Source organism: Arthrobacter sp. TJ-240 (genome assembly GCF_058269195.1).
Map to the genome: position 1 here is coordinate 470,897 of NZ_JBZCNG010000002.1, position 20,171 is coordinate 491,067.

The 20,171-nt window shown below is 62.7% G+C and carries 20 protein-coding genes; 13 read left to right on the forward strand and 7 right to left on the reverse strand.

Annotated elements, in window-relative coordinates:
- Positions 1 to 175 precede the first annotated feature (175 nt).
- Both AC4D2C_RS06915 and AC4D2C_RS06920 read right to left on the reverse strand, forming a co-directional pair.
- Positions 176 to 802, reverse strand: a complete 627-nt coding sequence (locus tag AC4D2C_RS06915) for a TetR/AcrR family transcriptional regulator (RefSeq protein WP_490913653.1) — start codon at positions 800 to 802, stop codon at positions 176 to 178.
- A gap of 76 nt (positions 803 to 878) precedes the next feature.
- Complete coding sequence (locus AC4D2C_RS06920) at positions 879 to 1,721, reverse strand: carotenoid biosynthesis protein (RefSeq protein ID WP_490913654.1); 843 nt, start codon at positions 1,719 to 1,721, stop codon at positions 879 to 881.
- A gap of 200 nt (positions 1,722 to 1,921) precedes the next feature.
- Between AC4D2C_RS06920 and AC4D2C_RS06925 the strand changes: the two genes are divergently transcribed.
- The 7 genes from AC4D2C_RS06925 (at position 1,922) to AC4D2C_RS06955 (ending at position 8,983) form a co-directional block, all read left to right on the forward strand.
- Entirely contained in the window at positions 1,922 to 2,536 is a 615-nt protein-coding gene (locus tag AC4D2C_RS06925) for a VanZ family protein (RefSeq protein ID WP_490913656.1), read from the forward strand.
- A gap of 125 nt (positions 2,537 to 2,661) precedes the next feature.
- Positions 2,662 to 3,501: a helix-turn-helix transcriptional regulator gene (locus AC4D2C_RS06930; protein WP_490913658.1), complete on the forward strand. Its 840-nt coding sequence runs from the start codon at positions 2,662 to 2,664 to the stop codon at positions 3,499 to 3,501.
- Between the two features lie 131 nt (positions 3,502 to 3,632).
- Positions 3,633 to 4,562 carry an SDR family oxidoreductase gene (locus AC4D2C_RS06935; protein ID WP_490913659.1) on the forward strand — a complete coding sequence of 310 codons (930 nt, stop codon included), beginning with the start codon at positions 3,633 to 3,635 and terminating at the stop codon, positions 4,560 to 4,562.
- A 704-nt stretch (positions 4,563 to 5,266) separates the two neighbouring features.
- Positions 5,267 to 6,019 (forward strand): SDR family NAD(P)-dependent oxidoreductase, encoded by a 753-nt coding sequence (locus AC4D2C_RS06940; protein ID WP_490913661.1) that lies wholly within the window; start codon positions 5,267 to 5,269, stop codon positions 6,017 to 6,019.
- A 161-nt stretch (positions 6,020 to 6,180) separates the two neighbouring features.
- Complete coding sequence (locus AC4D2C_RS06945) at positions 6,181 to 7,143, forward strand: aldo/keto reductase (RefSeq protein WP_490913663.1); 963 nt, start codon at positions 6,181 to 6,183, stop codon at positions 7,141 to 7,143.
- A gap of 224 nt (positions 7,144 to 7,367) precedes the next feature.
- Positions 7,368 to 7,631 (forward strand): hypothetical protein, encoded by a 264-nt coding sequence (locus AC4D2C_RS06950; RefSeq protein ID WP_490913665.1) that lies wholly within the window; start codon positions 7,368 to 7,370, stop codon positions 7,629 to 7,631.
- A gap of 251 nt (positions 7,632 to 7,882) precedes the next feature.
- Positions 7,883 to 8,983, forward strand: a complete 1,101-nt coding sequence (locus AC4D2C_RS06955) for a PLP-dependent cysteine synthase family protein (protein WP_490913667.1) — start codon at positions 7,883 to 7,885, stop codon at positions 8,981 to 8,983.
- Positions 8,984 to 9,127: 144 nt separating this feature from the next.
- Here the strand turns inward: AC4D2C_RS06955 and AC4D2C_RS06960 are convergent, their stop codons facing one another.
- From AC4D2C_RS06960 to AC4D2C_RS06975, 4 genes are all read right to left on the reverse strand, one after another.
- Complete coding sequence (locus tag AC4D2C_RS06960; protein ID WP_490913668.1) at positions 9,128 to 9,361, reverse strand: GntR family transcriptional regulator; 234 nt, start codon at positions 9,359 to 9,361, stop codon at positions 9,128 to 9,130.
- Between the two features lie 58 nt (positions 9,362 to 9,419).
- Positions 9,420 to 10,712, reverse strand: a complete 1,293-nt coding sequence (locus AC4D2C_RS06965; protein WP_490913670.1) for a hypothetical protein — start codon at positions 10,710 to 10,712, stop codon at positions 9,420 to 9,422.
- Positions 10,713 to 10,809: 97 nt separating this feature from the next.
- Entirely contained in the window at positions 10,810 to 11,577 is a 768-nt protein-coding gene (locus AC4D2C_RS06970; protein WP_490913671.1) for a glucosamine-6-phosphate deaminase, read from the reverse strand.
- Positions 11,574 to 12,497, reverse strand: a complete 924-nt coding sequence (locus tag AC4D2C_RS06975) for an ROK family protein (RefSeq protein WP_490913673.1) — start codon at positions 12,495 to 12,497, stop codon at positions 11,574 to 11,576. The genes AC4D2C_RS06970 and AC4D2C_RS06975 overlap by 4 nt, the downstream gene beginning before the upstream one ends.
- A gap of 223 nt (positions 12,498 to 12,720) precedes the next feature.
- Between AC4D2C_RS06975 and AC4D2C_RS06980 the strand changes: the two genes are divergently transcribed.
- Positions 12,721 to 13,890, forward strand: coding sequence for an ROK family transcriptional regulator (locus AC4D2C_RS06980; protein WP_490913674.1), 1,170 nt, complete (start codon positions 12,721 to 12,723; stop codon positions 13,888 to 13,890).
- Between the two features lie 106 nt (positions 13,891 to 13,996).
- On the opposite strand, the gene AC4D2C_RS06985 is transcribed toward AC4D2C_RS06980, so the two are convergent.
- Positions 13,997 to 14,176 (reverse strand): hypothetical protein, encoded by a 180-nt coding sequence (locus AC4D2C_RS06985; RefSeq protein ID WP_490913675.1) that lies wholly within the window; start codon positions 14,174 to 14,176, stop codon positions 13,997 to 13,999.
- On the opposite strand from AC4D2C_RS06985, the gene AC4D2C_RS06990 reads away from it, so the two are divergent.
- The 5 genes from AC4D2C_RS06990 to nagA all read left to right on the forward strand — a co-directional run bounded on the left by AC4D2C_RS06990 (position 14,175) and on the right by nagA (position 20,075).
- Positions 14,175 to 15,344 (forward strand): extracellular solute-binding protein, encoded by a 1,170-nt coding sequence (locus AC4D2C_RS06990; RefSeq protein WP_490913677.1) that lies wholly within the window; start codon positions 14,175 to 14,177, stop codon positions 15,342 to 15,344. The genes AC4D2C_RS06985 and AC4D2C_RS06990 overlap by 2 nt on opposite strands.
- A gap of 199 nt (positions 15,345 to 15,543) precedes the next feature.
- The gene (locus AC4D2C_RS06995; RefSeq protein ID WP_490913679.1) at positions 15,544 to 16,410 is read left to right on the forward strand and encodes a carbohydrate ABC transporter permease; all 867 of its coding nucleotides are present in this window, start codon (positions 15,544 to 15,546) and stop codon (positions 16,408 to 16,410) included.
- The gene (locus tag AC4D2C_RS07000) at positions 16,407 to 17,324 is read left to right on the forward strand and encodes a carbohydrate ABC transporter permease (protein ID WP_490913681.1); all 918 of its coding nucleotides are present in this window, start codon (positions 16,407 to 16,409) and stop codon (positions 17,322 to 17,324) included. The genes AC4D2C_RS06995 and AC4D2C_RS07000 overlap by 4 nt, the downstream gene beginning before the upstream one ends.
- 2 nt (positions 17,325 to 17,326) lie before the next feature.
- On the forward strand, positions 17,327 to 18,937 hold the full coding sequence (locus AC4D2C_RS07005; protein ID WP_490913682.1) for a beta-N-acetylhexosaminidase: 1,611 nt from the start codon (positions 17,327 to 17,329) through the stop codon (positions 18,935 to 18,937).
- The gene (gene nagA, locus AC4D2C_RS07010; protein WP_490913685.1) at positions 18,906 to 20,075 is read left to right on the forward strand and encodes an N-acetylglucosamine-6-phosphate deacetylase; all 1,170 of its coding nucleotides are present in this window, start codon (positions 18,906 to 18,908) and stop codon (positions 20,073 to 20,075) included. The genes AC4D2C_RS07005 and nagA overlap by 32 nt, the downstream gene beginning before the upstream one ends.
- Positions 20,076 to 20,171: the final 96 nt, after the last annotated feature.

The following is a 20,171-nucleotide window of genomic DNA, read 5'->3' on the forward strand; positions in this document are numbered from 1 at the left end:
GAAAGGCTTTGCTCTCACACCAGTAGTGCAGCGGCATCAACCGCGATCGAAGCCGCCGCAGCTCTTATCGCTTTGGGCTGGAGGCGGTGGACGATAACCCAGACGGGTGATGGGGACTGTGGCGGTTCCGTCCGCAGTCGATGATGTCGGCGGCAGGGCGAGCCCCAGGGGGAAGCTAGGGAAGTGGTTCGGGTGAACGGCTGAGGGCACTGATCAGGAAGCGCGAAACGATCTCCGCGTCCGCAGTTCCTATGGCATGCGCTCCGCTGAATCTGCGTAGCGCTGCCTGCATGACTCCGACCATGAGTGCCCGGGTCAGTGCGGGATCGTCCACCGGTGCGAACTCTCCTGCTTCCACGCCCGCCCGCACGACGTTGATGATCCGATCACCAATTTGGTCACGGAAGGGAATGACAGCGTCGGTTACGCGCTCCTGCCGGAGGGTGCGCTCTATTGTCTGCATCGCGATGAATGCGCTCGTGCTCTGGGCGTGTTCGGTGAGCAGGACGATCACGATTTCGCGGAGGCGCTCAGCGGGCGAGAGTGACGTGTTGTCGGCTCGGCGTGCAACCGCTTCGTCCACCTCGGTACTGCCGCGCTTGGCCGCCTCGATCAGCAAAGTGAGGGTGTCGGGTGCGTAGTTGTAGATGGCGGTCCGGGCGACCCCTGATCGTTCGGCGACGTCACGCATCGAGATCGTCTCGAAAGGACGCTCGAGGATGAGCGCGTCGACGGCGTCGAGCAGCAAGCCCCAGGTGTGCAGCTTGTGTTCGGCGATCGTCGCGGCGGAGATCTTTGGCACTACGCTCCCTTTCCGATACTTACCCGGCGGGCAAGGCAGTGGCACGCGCTCAGATCGTCGAACATGCGCGCCGGCGCTAGACCAGTCTCAGGTCCCCTCTGGCGATCTTGGCGATCGCGAACAGTGCAACCGGGACGACGCTGAAGATGTTGATGATCATCAGTGTCTCATTGAGCGCCGCTGTGTCCCATGGAGCGCCGCTTGGGTCCAGGATCGTCTGCGGTCCGCCGTCGGCGATGAAGGTCGTCGTGGAGAGAACCGCGAACATCGCGTAGGTCAGCACGGGCTGGACGTAGGACACCTGCGGCAAGCGGCGCGTTTCCTGCACCGATTCCCCTGTCTGCCCTGTCTGCGCCGATTGCTGTGTCTGTCGTGTCTGTCGTACCGCCAGTATCAGGGCGAAGATCTGGAAGAAGGTCCAGGTGACGAACCACCAGCCGAGGTAGTTGGTATAGGGGACGCCAAACAGTCCTCCGCCTTCCTCCCAGATCCAGATTCCCCTGACGGTCGAGATCAGCGAGTCCGCTCCGACGTCGAACATTGTCATGACGGCACCAGCAAGGACGGGCAGCGCGATGACGTTGACCCGGCCGGTACGAGTGCGCAGGTTCAGGCGCTCGTCAGCGCGGTCGAGGATCGTGTTGGTGGTCATCCAGCTGACCCAGCCGATACCGAAGTAGGTGAACCCGATGATCACAGGCACGTAGAACAGCTGTGGCATGAGTGTGTAGTAGTAGTTGCCGAACGGGAACCCCGTGATGATGCTGAGGTTCTCCCAGAAGTTGCTGATGACGAAGCAGATCGCGAAGAAGGCCAGGAGAAGCCTCCACCCGTAGCGGCGGGAACCTTGGACGATGGCCAGGGCCAGCGCGAAGACGGACACCGCTTGAGCGGCAGCCAGCACCCCGGCCAGGGGCATGATGATCGCGGCGGCAGCAGCCCCCGCGACTGCAATCCACCCTAACGACGAACGAACCCGACCACCGGGACCCCTCTGCGAGCTACGCGGCACAGGCGGTCTTGTCTGACTCACTGTTGCTTGCATACGACACCTTCTCCTGGTCTTGCTCCTTGTGGAGCTATCTTGACAGTCTGTCATAAAGATAATTACATAGTGTCATGAAGATGCGCAAGAGGCCGGCCCGGAGCTCGACCGACCATCACCCCCGGCTGTCGTGGAGGTCGGACGTGTCGGGTAGATGGAAGACGCCGATGGTTGGTCTGGGCGCGCTCTACACGTGCGCTGTTCTCTGGGTGACCCTCAGACCGATCGCATGGGCAGCCGACGGCGACGAGGACGACGGCGGGATCCTGAACCCCAAAGCGTGGACGGACGTATCTGCCTGGACTGAAGGCCGGCCCCTGGAGGTCGTGCTCAATATCCTCATGTTCGTCCCCATCGGTGTGTCCGCAGGTCTTCTCTGGAGGGGAGTAGCAGGCATGGCGGGTCCCTTGGTCCTGACGCTTGTGATCGAACTCGCGCAAATACCACTCGACCGCATTTCCCATCCCCGTGATCTCGTAGCGAACACCGTTGGAGCTCTTGCAGGGATCGCAGTCACGACCGCTTACCGGCATCGGAAGCAACGTCACGAGCACCGGCACCAGGGGCACCACCAGGCGCACCCGAAGGCCTGGAGTGTCGGGCTTACAAAGCATGAGTCGGACGTTGACAGCACGCCGCGTTTCACGACGGGGCCGGCTGCATCCCTCGGAGCAACACTCGGGATGTAAACGGTGTGCGCCACAGCAGATTTCAAAATGTGACTGACGTGCTACCTATCGGTGGTTTGGTAGGCCGTGGATAGCCGTCGGGCCATGCAGTAGACAGAGGGCCTCAACTCGAAGGGAAATACACCATGATCGATCGCGAAGCTCTGGGTTCGTTTCTGCGTCATCGGCGCGAGTCGCTCCAACCGGAGGACGTCGGGCTCATGCGTGGACCGCGCAGGCGGACCACTGGCCTTCGACGCGAGGAAGTAGCGGGCTTATGCCATATGTCCAGCGACTACTACGCCCGCCTCGAACGCGGCACCGGCCCACACCCCTCCGAGCAGATGGTCGCCTCCATTGCCCAGGGCCTACACCTGACCCTGGGCGAGCGTGATCATCTCTTCCGCCTCGCAGGGCATACCCCACCTCCACGCGGCACCGACAGTGAGTTCGTCAGCCCGGGCCTGCTGCGAATCCTCGATCGTCTTGCCGACACTCCCGCAGAAATCATCACCGAGGTCGGGGACACCCTCCGGCAGACCCCGCTCGGTCTGGCGCTCTTCGGTGAGGCATCCCTGCGCACGGGGCCGGGCCGCAGTAACGGATACCGGTGGTTCACCGATCCCACAGCCAGGGAAGCCTACCCGTCCGAGGAACGCGAACAACTATCCCGGCTCTATGCCTCGGGTCTGCGCCAGCTCGTAGCCCTCCGCGGGCCAGGCTCGCGGGCAGCCGAACTCGCCGCACTCCTGCAGGACAACGCAGACTTCCGCAGGGTCTGGGACACCCAGGAAGTCGGCGTGCAGCCACCCGAGGTCAAACGCTTCCTCCACCCGACAGTGGGCCGCCTCGATCTGAACTGCCAGACTCTGCTCGATCCGGATCAGTCCCACCGCCTCCTCGTTTACACCGCCGTACCCGGCAGTGACAGCCACGAGAAACTGCAACTGCTGGCTGTCATCGGCACGCAGACCATCACCTCCTGACCACCGCCGGGTCAGCAGCCACTGCCTCGCCAGCCGTGGATCGACAGGTCCTAGCTACGCCCCAGCAACCGGTGAACCATGAGATCAGGCACCAGATCCAGTGACCTACCCCTCGAACGAAGGAACCCCTCATGCCTCGCACCTACGACCTCACCATCCCCGACCTGACCGGGACACTCGCCGTCGTCACCGGAGCGAGCGACGGGATCGGCACCGTCATCGCGACACGGCTGGCCGGAGCCGGCGCGGAGGTCATCATGCCCGTCCGCAACCAGGCCAAAGGCGACGCGGCAGCGCAGCGTATCCGCGCTGCCGTCGACGGCGCCAGGGTCAGCACCCGATCCCTGGACCTGTCATCGCTGGAATCGGTCACATCCCTCGCCGCCACGCTCATGTCGGAGGGACGTCCGGTCAACATCCTGATCAACAACGCCGGCGTCATGCAACCACCCACACGTCAGAAGACCCGCGATGGGTTCGAACTGCAGTGGGGCACGAACCACCTCGGCCACTTCGCCCTCACCCTGGGCCTGCTGCCGCTCCTGCGCGAAGGCCGCGCCCGTGTCACCCACCAGACCAGCGTGGCCGCCCGAAAGGGCGCGATGAACTGGGACGACCTGAACCACGAGCAGCACTACGACGCCATGAAGGCCTACACCGGGTCCAAGATCGCCGTCGGCCTCTTCGCCCGTGAACTCGAGGCACGGAGCCGCGCCAACGGGTGGGGCATCAGCAGCAACCTCTCACACCCCGGTATCTCGCCCACCAACCTGCTCGCAGCACAACCCGCCATGGGCCGCGACAGGACGCCACCGGCGCGCCGCCTCATCGGATTCCTCTCCCAGATCGGTCTCGCCGGGACCCCGGACAGCGCAGCACTACCCGCACTCATGGCGGCGACCGACCCTGAATACGGGGGCGACCAGTTCTTCGGGCCCAAGCGCACCGCCGGCGGGCCGCCGGCCCTCCACGAGTTCTGGGCGCCCCTACGCGACATGGACGACGCACACCGGATCTGGGAAGTGTCAGAGCAGCTCGTCGGCACAAGGGCCAATCACTGACGTAGATGCCGGTAATCGAGAAGTCAGCCGACATCCCACAGCGAAGAAGCAGCCGGACCACCCACAATTCTGCTCTCTCGGCGAACTCTTCCGGACTGCGAGAGATAACAACGCCAAAACCGGTCCTACGAACGCCCCTGGGCGACCGGGCACGGTGCCGATCTTCAGCAGAAGGAGGTGTATCCCACCGCCCACCGTGCACGGCAAAGCCAAGTTCACCTAGCGCACCTACGAGCGGCATAGGCAGCGTCCAGGCAGCAATCCAACGCTGAAATGTCTGCTCAGACAGCTACAAGACCGAAGCGCCGAGTATGCAGAACGTGGTGATGGAATGTCATCGGAACGCCCTTCGAGGACCATAAGACGGTGATTCACCCCGAAGGTAGCCGTCTCGAGCCCGATTATCAGGCACTAATCAGCAAGGACCGTAGCGAAGCGCCTTTGATACTTACGGCTGCGCCGCGAAGTGAAGCAGCTGACAAGCCCGCCCTCCTCAACGTAGTTGGACGAAATCATATTTATTTGACGTTCACTGGTCTCAGAGCGACGGCTTGGGCATCTAGAGAGATTGAGAGACGTCCTGTTCATATGATTTCGGCCGGGAATCTATTGGCCAACGATTAGCTTTCCTCAGAAGAAAAAGGGGAAAAGTAGTCGATCGCTCGCACAATAAAGACACGCTCAAAATTCTAAGGAGATCCCAGATGACAAATCGTATCGCTCTCGTGACCGGCGCGAATCAAGGAATGGGCAAACACGTTGCGGAGGAGCTCGTCTCGGACGGCGTCACCGTATTCGTTGGAGCCCGAGAGCTCGAGCGCGGGAAGAAGGCTGTCAGCGACATCGGAGGCGGTGCAATTGCTGTCCAACTCGACGTGACGGATGCCGCGTCCATCAGCGCAGCGGCCGAGCAGATCTATTCGAAAGCCGGCCGTCTCGATCTTCTCATCAACAACGCCGCCGTCTCCAGCACCCGCACCGATATCCAAAGCTTCGAAGAACTCCGCGCGTCCTCCACGGCAAGCAAGGTTCCCTTGGAGGAGGTACGAGCCGTCTGGGAAGTCAACGTCTTCGGGCCGCTGGCGGTGTATCAAGAGATGCTGCCATTGCTTCGCAGATCCGCCAACGCCCGCATCATCAACGTCACAAGTGCAATGGGTTCACTCCACATCATGAGCGATTCGATGGCTCCGAATCATTCGGCGTACGAGCCGGTCTACTCGGCTTCGAAGACAGCGCTCAACGCCATAACGCTATCCATGATGGTCGAACTGGAATCGAGCGGAATCAAAGTCAACCTTGTCTCACCTGGCTTCGCAAAGACCGCACTGGTCGCCTTCCAAGGAACAGAGACCGTTGAGGAAGCCGCGCGCGAGATCGTACGCGTGGCTCGCCTTGGGCCCGACGGGCCGACCAACACCTTTACTACGTGGAACGGAACGAGCCTCCCCTGGTAATCCAATTTCCACGCTCCAACGATTGAGTACGCAAGCGACGTCCATTACCCCGACCGACCGAGGTGTGACTCCGCTTCCCGTAGTGACGCCTGCGGTGTTCGAGCTATATCTTTCGACAAATCGTGTTGTACCCACTGGCACTATCCACCACAGGAGACCTCATGCAAACACGCACGCTGGGCACTCAGGGCCTGACCACGTCCGCCATCGGTTACGGCTCGATGGGAATTTCAATGGCCTATGGAGCGGCCGACGCCGAGGGTGGTTCCTCTGCGATTCAGCGCGCCTACGATCTGGGCGTCACCTTCTTCGATACCGCCGAGCTGTACGGCTGGGGAGAGAACGAGAAAGTCGTTGGCCACGCGGTGAAGAACTTCCGCGACGATGTCGTCATCGCGACGAAGTTCGGCTTCACCAGAGAGTTCGGGTTCGACAGCCGGCCGGAGCACATCCGCGAGGTCGTCGACAACAGCCTCCGCTACCTCGGGATGGACCACATCGACGTCCTCTACCAGCACCGGGTGGACCCCGGCGTCCCCATCGAGGATGTCGCCGGAACCGTGAAGGAACTCATCGACGCCGGAAAGGTCAAGTACTTCGGTCTCAGTGAAGCCGGACCGGAGACCATGCGCCGCGCCCATACCGTCCAGCCCGTCTCGGTCCTTCAGACCGAGTACTCCCTCTTCGAGCGTGAAGTCGAAGTGCTGTTCCCGACCCTGCACGAGCTCGGCATTGGTTTCGTCCCCTATTCCCCCTTGGGTCGTGGGTTCCTCACTGGTGCCGCGAAACCGGCTGCCGATTACGAGGAGGCCGATATGCGCAGCTGGGACGCCCGCTGGCAGCCCGGCAACTTCGAGAACAACGTTGAGGCCACACGCCGGCTGACCGAACTTGCCGCGTCCAAGGACGCGACCGTCGCACAGCTCGCCCTTGCCTGGCTGCTCGCACAGGGGGAGAACATCGTTCCGATCCCCGGTACCCGCAGCGCCAAGCGCGTCGAGGAGAACGTCGGCGCGGCTGACCTGATCCTCACCGAAGCCGATCTCACCCGCATCAAGGAGATCCTCCCCGAAGGAGGGTTCGGCTCGCGCTACCCCGAGGGCATGAACCCGAACTGGCAGTAACACCTACGACGGTGCAGGCGCGAGGCGCTGGCCGCCTCGCGCCTGCACCGTTTTCCGGGGGAAGACGCCCTCATTGCTCTAGTAGCTCGACCGACGTGGATTGGGACCGAACGCATCGATATGACCGAGAAGGTCGATTCTGAAGAATGGATCGGGGAGGAACGCGAGTGACATCGAAGCAAGGAACAGGATGACGGTGTAGAACAGCAGCAGTTTGATGCGCGGTGGCTGTCCTCGAGCCCCTGGCCGAGACCAGCCTTCGCAACGCGCTCATGTCGACCGGTGGGGACGCCAGCGTCCTGGTCAGCAGCAGCATCTCGCTGACCCTCTACGGAATCCTCGCCCTCGTCGTGATCTACAAGCATCACCCGAAAGCTCCGGGCGCGGCAGATGCAGGACGTCTGATCTACAGCATCCGGGACCTTCCATCTTGGGATAAACACCCGGCGACATCACGCATACATAGACCCGGGACCACCCTGCCGTAGCGCGGCAGGGTGGTCGCGGCCTCACCTTGGAAGCTCGAACGCCTGTATTCGAGAGCTGCCGAAAGTCGTTGAAGGAGCGTTCACCAGGGGACCGCAATCACGCACTGAACGTTAGTTACTCACTGACCCTCACGACTCACTTGTGCTCCTGTACTTCGATAACATCTATGCTGCTCGAATCGATCAGACATTGTCATCCCAAGCTGGCTCCGCTCTCGCGGCACCTTGAGGCTGGCTTGTAGGCTGGCGAAGTGCCTAGATTCACCACCGCCGACAGATCGTGGTCCGACGAAGCCGTTCGGCGCATCGAGGCGGAAGGCAACCGCTCGGCGGACACACACCTCTTCGCCGTACCGCTTCCCGAACACTGGGGCGTGCAGGTGTACCTCAAGGACGAGTCCACCCACCGGACCGGCAGCCTCAAACACAGGCTGGCGCGGTCCCTCTTCCTTTTCGGCTTGGTCAACGGCTGGATCACGGAAGGGACCACGATCGTGGAGGCATCCAGTGGCTCGACGGCGGTGTCCGAGGCGTACTTCGCTCAGTTGCTGGGTTTGCCGTTTATCGCCGTGATGACGGCGACTACGAGCCCGGAGAAGATCGCGCTCATCCAGCAGTACGGCGGGAAGTGCCGGTTCGTCGAGCACGCCTCCGACGTCTACGCCTCTGCGGAGGCGGTGGCGCGGGAGACCGGAGGCCACTACATGGACCAGTTCACCTTCGCCGAGCGTGCCACCGACTGGCGCGGCAACAACAACATCGCGGAGTCCATTTTCGGACAGCTCGCTCTCGAGCCTCATCCGCTGCCGACCTGGATCGTCGTGGGGGCCGGGACTGGAGGGACGAGCGCTACGATCGGCCGTTACCTGCGCTATCACCGGCACCCGACGGGCCTCGCCGTCGTCGACCCCGAACACTCGGCGTTCTATCCGGCATGGGCTCATCCGGGCTCAACCCCGACTGGTCGTCCCTCTCGCATAGAGGGCATCGGCCGGCCACGCCCAGAACCGAGCTTCGTGCCGTCCGTCATCGACGCGATGATTCGGGTACCGGATGCCGCATCAGTCGCCGCCGCGCAACACCTTCGAGCACTCACCGGGCTGCACCCGGGACCCTCGACCGGAACCAACCTCTGGGGCGTATGGCAGCTTGTCGCGGATCTCATCGCCGACGGCCGTTCGGGAAGCATCGTCTCGCTCATGTGCGACTCCGGCGACCGTTACGCGGCCACGTACAACGACCACGACTGGCTGATGCGCAAAGGCTTAGACCCGTCCCATGCGCTCACAACTCTTCACGACTTCTTTAAGACCGGCGCCTGGCCCGAAAGGACGCTGGACCCGAGCAACTGAGATTCAATCGTTCTAGCTGCTAAACACACTGATACAGAGCCAGGTTGAGGGGAATCCCTGAGTGGATCCACGACTGTCCGACACTTACTAGCCGATCATCCGCGAGGTGGAGGCGTTCGATGAGGTACGCGTGATCTCTGGGCTTCAAGCGCAAATGGCACGCCGTACGGTGATGCGGGAAACCCCGAATTCCGATTCGAGTTGACGCTCACCGAGGAGATGATCGCCCTGCCGCAACTCGGCCACCATCTCCTCGATCCTTCTGCGAACCTGAACATGCTTGGGCTGCTGTCTGCTCGTTTTCATACGTCGGGAGCCGGAATGTGAAGTCGGGCGCTGTGGGGTGCAGGTCCTGGCTGAACGGGTCCTGAGGTGCATGTCCTCGCCCTTCTCGTACAGCCCCGACTCACAGCCCGCGATGGACGCCCTGATCGGCCTACTTCCGCTGCAGAACGAACGGGTTGTAGTTCAGGGCTGCCATCAGGTACCAGGCGGTTGCCCCCGTATGCGGGGCGGCGTAGTACAAGTCACCGAACCCTGTGTCCAGCTCGTCGGTGGATGCGGCGACGATTCCACTTCCATCGGCGTTAGGGGCCTCCGTCTGTGCCTTTTCGATGGACGACAGCAGCACTGCCCGTAGGTCCCTGTCTTCCCGGGACGGTGTCAGTGCCAGGGCCAGATGTGCGCTTCCTTCGAACCAGACCTTCGTGACATCGGCGTTGCTGTAGCTGGATCCGGTGAAGGGCCCGTCCGTGACCAGGAGGTTATCGACCACCCAGGCCACGGATCGCCTGTACCGCGGGTTACCTGTGGCCAGGGCCGCCCAAGTCTGGACATCAGCGGGCAACGGGAATCGGTTGATAGTCGAGCCGTCTTCCGTTGTACCCGTCCAGATCTTGCCCGAGGAGCTGTCCTGCATTGCCGCGACGAAGCCGAAGGCAATTCTGGCTCGGCGTTCCCAGACACTGTCGCCGCTGATGCGGGCCAGCATTGTGAAGAACGCTCCGATGTCGATGTTGTGCTCGGTGGCTTTGAAGGTGAAGGGGATGTTGTCGCCGTTTCGACCTCCGGTATAGCCGGCGGGTTGCCGCTGCTCATCGAGCGTCGTCTCATGAATCCAGGTCGCCGAACGCAGGGCCCCTCGGAGATAGCGCTCATCCCGGGTGCGATGGAACAGTTGCGTAAGCGCGATGCCGAGCCATGCCTGGTTGCCGGTATTGGCTGCAGGTGAACCGATCTGTGGGCTGCCGTCGCGGGTGATGAAGGGATCAGGCTGGTAGGAGGCTCGTGTTCGGCCGTCGCCTTCGGGGTCATTGTCCTGCGCGTACAGCAGTGTGTCGGCGAGGATCTTGGCGCGGGTGAGCTCGGAGGATCTGCCGGTCGCGAGCCAGGCGAGGATCATCAGAGCGTTGTCGTAGGTGAAGGACGAGACAAACCCGATCGATGCGAAGAACCCGCCGTCGTAGCTTTGGGGAAGTCGCAGGGTGGACCCGGCCCCGTACTGGTCGTGGCGTCGGGCGAGGAAGGTATACCCCGCGGTGATCGATGCGGAAGAGACAGGATGCTTGCCCGAGCCCCGACCGGTGTCGCCGCTTCCGGGTGCGGCGACTGCGGACCCCGCAGCGAAGACGGTCGATGTCGTCGCGACGGCGGCGGAGCCCCATGCAAGCACTGCTCTGCGAGACGGTCCCTCGGATGGGCTGAACTGTGGCTGGAATTGGTCGGTCATTATTTTTCCTCACTTCTCAGTTGTGGTTCTGCTGCATGAAGGTTGCACCGATTCGATAGGGCCGTTCAGGATCCGTTCGTTGCGCCGGCTGGAAGACCTACCTGTTGTGGAGTGCTGGAGTAAGCGCTGCTGGTTTGAGGAGATGCGCGGCCGCAGCGTCCAGGACGAACGTCACGTCGGAGTGGCCCTGCAACGCACTGGCAGGGCAGTCGGGGTTTGGAGCACTGTTCAGGGCTTGGGCAACTGCGTGTGCCTTCGCCTTTCCTGACGCTACGAGGACGATGCTGCGCGCTTGAAGGATGGTGCCGATGCCCTGGGTAAGGCATCGTGTCGGCGTGTCGGCGAGGGAGGGAAAGTATCGGGCGTTGTCGAAGCGAGTCGAAGCGGTGAGCCGGGCAACGCGGGTGCGGGAGTCGAAGGCCGTACCCGGCTCGTTGAAGCCGATGTGACCATTAGTTCCTATCCCGAGGATCTGCACATCGATTCCTCCGGAGGATCGGATGGCTGCTTCGTAGTCGAGGCAGGCGGCGTCGAGGTCGTCCGCGTTGCCGTCGGGCACGAAGACCCGTGTCGGATCCAAGGCGAGGCGCGTTGTGACTTCACGGTCGACGACACTCCGATAACTCTCCCGATGGTCAGCGGGTAACCCGACATATTCATCGAGGGCGAATGCTGATGTTCTGCCCACATCGAGCTGACCGCACCGCCTGAGCTGAGCCAGGTGAGCATAGGTGGTCAGCGGGGAGGATCCTGTCGCGATGCCAAGGACAGGAGCGGGTCGTAGGGCCAGATGGGCAGCTATGAGATTCGCTGCAATCTCACCAACCTGCAGGGCATCGGCGGTGACGTGTACGGAGATGTTCACGCGACAGCCTGGGCTCTACCTGCGCCGGCCGGGCTGGCAAGCAATGCCGCTCCGATCGCTGCAACGGGGGCGACTCCGTCAAGAGCATGGACACTTCGGCTCATGTGGAGTGTTGCGAGGAAAGGCGATTCTGCTTCCCAGGACCTCAGCTTCAAGCGGATTGCCTGGGTAAGAGGTTCACCTATGCGGGTGATCCCTCCCCCCAGAATGACCGCCTCTACCCCCACGGTGAGGGTGAGGATCCGGATGGCGGCGGCGGCCCCGTCGACCAGCCCATTCCGCGTGACTATCGCGACCTCGTCTCCTGCTTCAGCGGCCGCAAAGAGAGCTTGAACGCGATCATCCCCGTCATAGGGCCACATTCTTGCCAGGGCGGATCCTGATGCCGTCGTTTCCAGGCAGCCGCGCTGACCGCAGCTACACACCACTCCCCCGTCGCGAAACGGGAGGTGGCCGATCTCTCCGACTGAGCCGCCCGATCCACGCCAGAGCACGCCATCAACCGCGATGCCCGCTGCAAGGCCGGTCCCGAGATTGAGATACCCCAGAACTCCATGCAGTCCTGACGCGTGAGCGGCACCGAGTGTTGCCGCATTCACGTCGTTCTCGACCGTGACGGGAACGCCGACCGACGCGCTGAGAGCCGCTCCTAGTTCGAGATCCGCTATGCCGAGGTTGACCGAATGACGCACACGCCCGGACTCCACATCGACAATGCCCGGCACGCCTATTCCGACCGACTCGACGCCGGTGCGGGGGGAAGCATCAAGCGAAACACGCTCAATAGCCTCACCGATACGCTCGAGGACTGCTTCACCCCCAAAACCCGTTGGAAGTCGAGCCTCGGCCACAACGGAGTTGTCCTCGCCAAGCGCCACAGCATGGATCTTCGTTCCGCCAACATCTAGGCCAAGCCGCATCAGTGCCTTTCGGATCGGACTTCGCCCCTCATGAGCGCCCTCTGATTTGTCAGTAAAGCTTACAAAGCACTGACGGGGCAAGCATTGACGCAGGCGAGAAGTTACTGGTCCACGAAACATGATCGTAACCACATCGATCGGGGATGCTCTGGTGTGAGGCGGGTTAGTTTGATAGGTTCCTTTACTAATTCGTAGTGACGTAGGTAACAAGGAGGTGAGCCAGATGACCGATGCCCGTGAGTACACCTCAGGCAGGGTGGCTGTTGGGCCGCGGGCCGACCGCGCCAGGCTCGGGTCCACGCCCGAGGACAATCGGCTTCATAACCGGGCGCTGATACTCCAGTCCCTCTTCCACCAGGGGGCAGTGAGCCGCGCGGATCTAGCCCGCAGTACTGGTCTGACCCGGACGAGCATCTCGGCCCTGATCAATGACCTTGCGTCCGAGGGGCTCATCAGCGAGCTCGGACTACGCGATGATTCGCGTGTCGGCAAGCCCGCCAACCTCGTGGGGCTCCGGTCCGATGCTTACAGCATCATCGCTGTAGACCTGTCCGCGGACGACCGGTTCACAGGGGCGGTCATCGATCTCGCGGGTTCGGTCATCACCCGGGAGGAGATCGAAGCGGGAACGAGTACGGGCGAGGATGCAGTGAACATCGCCCTGGAACTATGCGATCGGCTGGCCGCTTCCGCTCCCCAGCGCATTCTGGGTTTCGGTGTCAGCGCTCCAGGCGTCATCACCCCGGACGGGGTAGTTCTCGAGGGGTTGTACCGTGACTGGACCAACCTGCCGCTTGCAGCGCGGATCTCGGAACGCTTCGGCGCTCCAGCCCATGTGGGCAATGACGCGAACGCAGCTGCCCTGGGCATCCGTACCTACGATCCGGATGCAGCTAGCAGTCTGCTCGTGGTCCATCTGGAACATGGCGTCGGGCTGGGAGTCGTCATCGACGGCATCCTTGTCCGCGGTGAGCGGTTCTCCGCCGGCGAGATCGGCCACGTCACGGTCGACGAACTCGGTGAGCGGTGCGCCTGCGGCAGGCGTGGCTGCCTGGAAACCGTCATCGGCACACACCAGCTCATCGAACGCCTCGATAGCGAGGCGCCACAAGACGTAGGCCGGCGAGACGAGATCCTCGAAGACGCCGGACGCGCGCTCGGACAAGTCCTTGCTCCTATCGTGAGCGCACTGAACCTCAACGACATCATCGTCACAGGTCCGGCCGGCCTCCTGTCCGGTCCTTTCGAGTACAGCGTGCTTCGCACTCTGCGAGCACGAACCTTCACGAGCATCCACGAGGGCCTCCGGGTCCGCATTGCAGACACCACCCGGCCCCTCATTCTTCTCGGTGCTGCCGCCCTCGTGCTCAGCGCAGAGCTCGGTGTTTCCTGACCCTCCTACCCTGCCCCAACCAGCTCCAACAGACCTATCCGCACTCTCGAATCCCGGTTCTTCGGGGTTCCAGTTCGTTTAGAAGCGTCCACTGCGGTTCAGCCGCTCATCCGATCAGGAGAAACACCATGCGCAATACCCGGATCACCGCAGTCACAGCCCTTAGTGCAGCAGCGTTGCTGGCACTGAGCGCCTGCTCGACCTCGGCATCATCGTCCGGCCCCAGCGAACCGACGGCTGTCCCCAGCGCCGAAGGCGACGGGAAGACCGTGACGGTCTGGATCATGCAGGACGATTACACCGACGAGACGCTCGAGGCCATCAACACACAGTTCACCGAGGAGACCGGAGCCGAGGTCGATATCCAGGTCCAGCAGTGGGATGGCATCACGACCAAAATCAGCACAGCACTGGCCACCTCCACTCCCCCGGACGTGCTGGACATCGGCAACACCCAGGTCGCCGGCTACGCGGCCAACGGTGGCCTGCTCGACCTGACCGCCTATGAGGACGACCTCGCCCAGGGCCGGACGTGGCTCGACGGCCTTGCCGACCCGGCGCGCGTGGACGGCTCGCTGTTCGCGGTCCCGGGCTTCGCGGGAGCGCGGGCCGTGATCTACAACAAGCAGATGTGGGCCGATGCCGGTGTCACTGAGGAACCCGACACCTGGGAAGAGTTCACGGCCGCCCTCGATGCCGTCGCGGCAGCCAACACGGAGCCGGACTTCTCTCCCTTCTACTACCCCGGTCAGTACTGGCAGTCCGCGATGCAGTTCGTGTGGGACGCCGGCGGGGACATTGCAGTCGAGCAGGACGGAACCTGGACCGGTGACATGGACAGCGACGCCGCTGTCCAGGGGCTCGAGGACTTCGTCGACTTCCAGAACACCTACTCGAGCCCCGCATCGGCGACACTCGACAACCAGGTACCTCCCCAGGGCCAGGTGTTCGGGGACGGCAAGACATCGGCGATCCTCAACACAGGCGGCGGGATCAAGGGCATTACCGACGTCAACCCGGAAATGACCGCGGACATGCTCGGGACGTTCCCCTTCCCGGGCAAGTCGGGTAGTTCTCAGCCGGTCATGATCGGTGGGTCCGACTGGGCTATTCCGGCAAAGAGCCAGAACAGCGACCTGGCCCTGCAATGGGTCAAGATCGCCTCGGGCCCTGAGATCCAGGACGACTTCGTGTTCGGGGTCGACGGGTGGATCCCCAACAGTACCGAGGGCATCGAAGCGGCACAGGCCACCGAGCTCCCGGAGCACCAGAGCGGCTTCTTCGAAGCAGCACTGACCTCGAAGGCGACCCCCGCGGCAGCAACCTGGTCGACCATCGAGGGCGATAAGTCCATCAATGACCTCTTCTCCGCTGTCGCTTCCGGTTCGAAGCCGGCCGAGGACGCGGCCACGGAATTCAACGAGCACCTCACCTCCGTCCTCGAAGGCCGCTAACCTCCACCGTCTGTCAGCGACCGCATCGTGTGGTCGCTGACAGACACCGCGCTACAACACCAGGAAAGGGGCAGCCGTCATGACCACCTCGACCACCCGCCCTACCCCGCCAGCGGAACACGGGGGAAGCACCGGAAGTACGGGAAGCACCGCCGGCGCTTCGTTGCGGCCCCGTCGACGGCGGCAATTCGCTCCCCTTGTGCTGCTCACTCCGGCCGGACTTGTCATGCTCGCCGTGACGGTGCTGCCAATCATCCTGCTCATCGGCATTTCCTTCACCGACTTCAACCAGCGCAGCCTGTTCACGGGTGTCTTCAGCGGGGTCGGCGGGGAACAGTACGCCCGCGTCTTCACCGATCAGGATTTCTGGCTATCACTGCTCCGCACGATCGTCTTCACCGCTGCAATGGTGATCGGAAGCGTCGTCATCGGTATGGCTGTGGCAGCACTGATGACAAGGCTCCAGCCGCCCATACGATACGTGGTGACCGTGGTACTCATCTGCGCGTGGGCGATGCCCAATGTCGCCTCGTCACTGGTGTGGACATGGCTGTTCCAACCAGGTTACGGAGTGCTGAACTGGATCCTGACCCGCATGGTCGTCTTCGGTGACATGACCGCCACGAACTGGGCACAGGATCCCTTCCTCTCAGCCGCGAGCATCTGGGCCCTCATCGTCTGGCAGGCCGTGCCCTTCATCGCCCTGACGCTCTATGCCGCGCAGATCCAGATCCCGATCGAGTACTACGAGGCCGCGAAACTCGACGGAGCGAGCGACTGGAAGATCTACCGTGTCATCACCCTGGTATTCCTGAAGCCCACCCTGCTCCTCATCACCATCCTGTCGATCATCTGGGACTACAACGTCTTCAACCAGATCTGGCTGATATCCCGGGGCGGACCCGACGACGCGACCACGACCCTCGGCGTGTTCACCTACCAGACCGCTTTCGTCGGTTTCGATCTCGGCGCCGGATCAGCGATCTCCGTCATCACCACCCTCATCCTGCTCGGACTCACCGCTGTCTACATCCGAGGCCTCATCCGATCAGGAGAAGACCTGTGAACATCACCACCAGTACCCCGCAAGGGCCCGCCACGACACCGTCCGCCCTCCAGAGGATACGACTGACTCCCACCCCCAAGCGGCGACGCCGGCGGCCCGTGCGCTGGGTCAGCAACACCATCGCTGTCATCTTCTGCATGGTCTGGATCTTCCCGGTCTACTGGATGGTCAACACTGCCTTCAAACCGCGCAGCGAAGTAATGACAGCCACACCCCTCTTCGTTCCCAGCGTGCCCACCTTCGACAACTTCGTCCTGGCGATCACCGAGACGACGTTCCTCACCAATCTCGGCAACAGCCTCATCGTGGTGACAGGTACCGTGCTTCTGTCGGTCATCGTCGGCTTCTTCGCCGCAGCTGCACTGGCACGCTTTCGTTTCCGCGGACGCAGGGCGATCATGGTCATCATCCTGGCTGTCCAGATGCTTCCAGGAGCGGCCCTGCTCATCCCGACATTCCTCATGTTCAACGCAGTCAACCTGCTCGGGACCTTTTTCGGTCTGATTCTGGCGTATGTGGCAGCTGTGCTGCCTTTTTCCATCTGGGTGATGCGAGGATTCTTCGTCGCGATCCCCGTGGAGATCGAGGAAGCCGCAAAGATCGACGGGGCAGGCACCACACGCATCCTCTTCAGCGTGCTCTTCCCCCTCGTCGCACCCGGAGTCATCTCCACGAGCATCTTCGCGTTCATCGCGGCCTGGAACGACTACCTGGTTGCCTACACGTTCATGAAGGACCAGGGCATGTACACCCTGCCGGTCTGGTTGGCATCCTTCACCACTCCGACGACAGGCACGGACTTCGGTGGGCAGATGGCCGGATCCGTCCTGATCTCACTACCGGTCATCATTTTCTTCCTCATCATCCAGCGCAACCTCGTCTCCGGCATGTCAGCCGGAGCAGTGAAGGGATAAGCATGCTTCCGCTTCCTACCCGAGTGACGGCCCCTCCAATAGCCGGTCCATACACGCTCACCGACACGAGCGCCATCAGTGCCCCCACGCAACTCACCTCGGTGGCGCTGATGCTTCAGGCGGCACTACGGCCGGCAACCGGATTCGAGCTTCCCCTTCTGGCGGACGGCTCCATCGTCCTGGCCCTCAACGAGGAGCTCGCCGACGAGGGCTACCGACTGGACGTCACCGCCGAGTCGGTGCACCTCTCAGGCGGATCCGCCGCCGGTGTGTTCCGCGGCGTCCAAACACTGCTGCAACTCCTACCCGTGGACATCTACCGCCGGGCACACGTCACAGACAGGGGTTGGGAGATCATGCCCGCTTCCATCACCGACGAGCCGAAGTTCAGCTGGCGCGGTGCGATGCTCGACGTCGTCCGCCACTTCATCCCCAAGCACGACATCCTGCGCTTCGTGGACCTGATGGTCATGCACAAGCTCAACACCCTGCACCTGCACCTCACAGACGACCAAGGGTGGCGCATCGAAATCCTCCGCTACCCGAAGCTCACCGAGATCGGTGCATGGCGCCGCGAGACACAGGTGGGCGCCGATCCCGACTCCCCCAGTGACGGCAGACCCCACGGAGGGTTCTACACCCAAGCCGACGTCCGAGAGATCGTGGCCTATGCCGCGGCCCGATTCATCACCGTGGTCCCGGAGATCGAAACCCCAGGACACGCCCAGGCAGCCATCGCCGCGTATCCCGATCTCGGCGTCACCGGGCAACCGGTCGAAGTGTTCACCCGCTGGGGCATCAATCCCACCGTACTGAACGCCGAAGACAGGACTGTCTCGTTCTTCCAGAACGTCCTCGAGGAAGTCATGGACCTCTTCCCCAGCCCCTTTATCGGCATCGGCGGCGACGAATGCCCCCGCGAGCAATGGCAAACCGACCCACGCACCCAGGAACGAATGATCGAACTGGGCCTCATCGACGAAGCTCAGATCCAGGCCTGGTTCATCAGCCGGCTCGAAGAAACGATTACTGCACGAGGACGCCGTGTCTTCGGGTGGGACGAGATCCTCGAAGGAGACCTCTCCACGGATGCCGTCGTAGCCTCCTGGCGAGGCATGACAGGGGCGACAACCGCCGTCAAGCGCGGGAACGACGTCGTCTCCTGCCCGGACGACCAGGTCTACCTCGACTACCGGCAATCCGATCACCCGACCGAACCCATACCTGTCGCAATCCCGCTCACCGTCGCCGATGTCTACGCCTACAACCCGGTCCCTGAGGCGCTGACAGAGGACGAGGAGCGGCACGTCCTGGGAGGTCAGGTGAACATCTGGACCGAACACATGGACTCGCCGCGAACCATCGACTACTTCGCCTTCCCACGGCTCTGTGCAGCGGCAGAAGTACTGTGGTCAGGACCCGGCGGCTCCTATGACGGCTTCGCCCCCCGGCTGCAGGATCATTTGGGGAGACTGGATGCCTTCGGCGTGGAGTACAGGCGAGATTCCGGCCCCTTGCCCTGGCAACAGCGCCCCGGTGTGCCCGGTCGACCTGCGACACGTGAGGAGCGGGAGGCGCACATTGCCGAGCTCGTCGCCAGCATCACCCCCTGAACCGGGCAGGACGCTCCTCCTCAGTGACCTGCGTACCGTCGAACACGAGGGCCAGGACGCTGCGACATGGATACTGTTCGACGGCGACACCATTGCTGATATCGGCACTGGTGCACCGCCTCCCGCTGACAGCGACGTATCAGCTGACGGCCGGCGTGCGGTACCGGGTTTCATCGACCTGCACTGCCACGGGGGTGGCGGCAGGGCGTTCGACGGCACCGAGGAGGATATCCAAATTGCCTTGGACGTGCATCGGTCCCACGGGACGACGCGCTCCATCCTGAGTCTGGTGTCCGCACCATTGGACGACCTCGTCGTAAGCCTGCAGCGCATCGCCGGACTGGACGACCCGCTGGTGCTCGGCGTACATCTCGAGGGCCCTTTCCTCGCGCCGAGCCGCAGAGGCGCGCACAGCACGGACATGCTTCTACACCCGACACCCGATGTGGTCGATCGGCTCATCGAGGCAGCAGCAGGTTCACTACGGCAGATCACCATTGCCCCCGAGCTGCCCGGCGCCCTCGATGCGATCGAACGGTTCACCGAAGAGGGAGTCGTCTGCGCGATCGGTCATACAGACGCCGATGCGGCCACCGCGCGGCAAGCTATGGACCGTGGAGCCCGCCTGATCACTCACGCCTTCAACGCGATGCCCGGCATGCATCACCGCAATCCGGGTCTCCTAGGGGAAGCCTTCCGGGATGAACGTCTTGTTCTCGAACTCATCCTCGACGGTGTTCACGTCCATCCGGATGTCGCACGAGTAACGTTCGCAGCTGCACCCGGACGTCTCGCGCTCGTCAGCGATGCGATGGCAGCAGCGGGATGTGCCGACGGCGATTACCTCTTGGGGTCCCTGCCCGTTCAGGTTCAGAACGGCATGGTGACACTTCCGGACGGGACACTCGCCGGATCGACCCTCACCCTCGACGTCGCTCTGCGCATCGCGCTCGAGCAATGCCGGATACCCCTGGAGACGGCCGTCGAAGCGCTGACTGCAACCCCGGCAAGAGCACTAGGACTAGAAGCGCGTCTGGGTCGACTTCGGCCAGGATATGCAGCTGACGTACTGCTACTCGAACCAGACAACACCATCGCTACCGTTTATGCTGCAGGCCAATCAGTACAGCGTAAGTAAATGCCTCCAAGCGCTTGTCGGCAAGAATCATTCAGCATGCAGCAGCGACGCTAGGGCTTGTCCCTGCGATGGGTCTTCTCCCCATCGCAGGGACAG

Bases quoted from the DNA above. Each gene is read 5' to 3' on its own strand.
- AC4D2C_RS06980 (WP_490913674.1), top strand. From the start codon at position 12,721: ATGACCGATGCCCGTGAGTACACCTCAGGCAGGGTGGCTGTTGGGCCG.
- AC4D2C_RS06945 (WP_490913663.1), top strand. From the start codon at position 6,181: ATGCAAACACGCACGCTGGGCACTCAGGGCCTGACCACGTCCGCCATC.
- AC4D2C_RS06960 (WP_490913668.1), bottom strand. From the start codon at position 9,361: ATGCACCTCAGGACCCGTTCAGCCAGGACCTGCACCCCACAGCGCCCG.
- AC4D2C_RS06965 (WP_490913670.1), bottom strand. From the start codon at position 10,712: ATGACCGACCAATTCCAGCCACAGTTCAGCCCATCCGAGGGACCGTCT.
- AC4D2C_RS06920 (WP_490913654.1), bottom strand. From the start codon at position 1,721: ATGCCCCTGGCCGGGGTGCTGGCTGCCGCTCAAGCGGTGTCCGTCTTC.
- AC4D2C_RS07005 (WP_490913682.1), top strand. From the start codon at position 17,327: ATGCTTCCGCTTCCTACCCGAGTGACGGCCCCTCCAATAGCCGGTCCA.
- AC4D2C_RS06985 (WP_490913675.1), bottom strand. From the start codon at position 14,176: ATGATCCAGACCGTCACGGTCTTCCCGTCGCCTTCGGCGCTGGGGACA.
- AC4D2C_RS06940 (WP_490913661.1), top strand. From the start codon at position 5,267: ATGACAAATCGTATCGCTCTCGTGACCGGCGCGAATCAAGGAATGGGC.
- AC4D2C_RS06930 (WP_490913658.1), top strand. From the start codon at position 2,662: ATGATCGATCGCGAAGCTCTGGGTTCGTTTCTGCGTCATCGGCGCGAG.
- AC4D2C_RS06925 (WP_490913656.1), top strand. From the start codon at position 1,922: ATGAAGATGCGCAAGAGGCCGGCCCGGAGCTCGACCGACCATCACCCC.
- AC4D2C_RS06990 (WP_490913677.1), top strand. From the start codon at position 14,175: ATGCAGGACGATTACACCGACGAGACGCTCGAGGCCATCAACACACAG.
- AC4D2C_RS06935 (WP_490913659.1), top strand. From the start codon at position 3,633: ATGCCTCGCACCTACGACCTCACCATCCCCGACCTGACCGGGACACTC.
- AC4D2C_RS06975 (WP_490913673.1), bottom strand. From the start codon at position 12,497: ATGCGGCTTGGCCTAGATGTTGGCGGAACGAAGATCCATGCTGTGGCG.